Annotated in this window: 1 protein-coding gene; it reads left to right on the top strand. The window is 68.1% G+C overall.

All coding sequences use genetic code 11. The features are described from left to right. The first annotated feature begins 77 nt into the window (after positions 1-77). Positions 78-1,525, top strand: a protein-coding gene (locus ABZS80_RS33235) for an IS3 family transposase (protein ID WP_355062166.1) whose coding sequence is annotated in 2 segments (ribosomal slippage) — positions 78-450 and positions 450-1,525 — 1,449 coding nt in all. Because the reading frame shifts where the segments join, the coding sequence is not laid out codon by codon here. The last annotated feature ends 35 nt before the right edge of the window (positions 1,526-1,560 follow it).

Genomic DNA, 1,560 nt, shown 5'->3' with positions numbered 1-1,560 from the left:
CCCTGGGTGTCAGGGTTGGGTGAGACCAGTGGTTCAGAGCAAGTAGCCCTCCCGGGGCGAGGATGGATCTTCCTTCGATGACGATTTCCAGCGCGGAACTGTCCGTCGGGCACGATGGGGCCATGACCAGTGAGGGACCTCGCGCAGATCGGCCACGGCGACGTCGTTCGTTCACCTCGGCGGAGAAGCTGCGGCTGCTCGCCGAGTACGAGCAGGCCGTCGCCGACGGTGACGGGAACGGCTATCTGCGCCGTAACGGCTTGTACTCGTCGCTGATGAGTGAGTGGCGCCGCGCCCGTGACGCCGGGCTGTTGGAGGGGAAGAAGCCCGGTCAGAGCGTCGGACGCCCGAGTGGGGAACAGGCCGAGATCGCTCGGCTGCGCCGGGAGCTGGAGCTGGCGAACCGCAAGATCGCCCGGACCGAGGCGGCGTTGGACATCATGGGAAAAGCACACGCGCTCTTGGCCGAGATCTCCGAGAGCGCGGACACCGACACCAAGCCGACCAAGCCCTGACCGATGCCCACACGGCGTTGCTGGCCGCGCAGACGCCGACTCGTGCAGCGGCCCGGTTGACCGGGATCGCCCGCAGCACCGCCCACCGCCGCTCCCGCACCCCGCAAGCGTGCGCACCCACGCCTCGGCCGGCGCCGGCGAACCGACTGTCCGACGCCGAACGCGCCCGCATCCTGGCCGTGCTCGACAGCGACCGGTTCGTCGACACCACCCCGACCGAAGCGTTCGCGACGCTGCTCGACGAAGGCGTCTACCTGGCCTCGATCTCCACCCTCTACCGCATCCTGCGCACCAACAACCAGGTCCTCGACCGGCGCCGCCAGGCCCGACACCCCACCCGAGCACGCCCGGAGCTGACCGCCACCGGCCCGGGGCAGGTGTTCACCTGGGACATCACCAAGCTCCCCGGCCCGACCAAGGGCGTCTACTACGACGCCTACGTCATGATCGACATCTGGTCGCGGTACGTCGTCGGGCACCACGTCGCCGCCAGAGAGAGCGCCGAGATCGCCCACGACTTCATCACCGAGGTCATCACCCTGCACGGCGTCCCGCAGGTCGTGCACGCCGACCGCGGCACCTCGATGACCTCCAAACGCGTCGCGACGCTGCTGGCCGACCTGCGCGTCACTCGCTCGCACTCCCGCCCGCGCGTGAGCAACGACAATCCGTTCTCCGAAGCCGCGTTCAAGACCGTGAAGTACCACCCCACATTCCCCGAACGCTTCGGGTCACTGGCCCACGCCCGCACGTTCTGCGACACGTTCTTCACCTGGTACAACCACGAACACCACCACACCGGCATCGGGCTGCACACCCCCGCCGACGTCCACTACGGCCACGCCGCGACCCAACAAAAGCAACGCGAACAGGCCCTCGACACCGCCTGGACCACCCACCCCGAACGCTTCTCCCGCCGACCCAGACCGAAAGCCCTGCACCTGCCCGACGCCGTCTGGATCAACCCGCCCGAACCAGCAACCGATCAACCACTACCCCAAGCGGCGTAACACCCACTGGTCTCACCGGCCTTGACAAGTACCGA

This window comes from Micromonospora sp. NPDC005305, assembly GCF_040607315.1.
Taxonomy (GTDB): Bacteria; Actinomycetota; Actinomycetes; order Mycobacteriales; family Micromonosporaceae; genus Micromonospora.
Note: the sequence above shows the minus strand (reverse complement) of the source record. Positions and strands in the feature narration are given on the sequence as shown.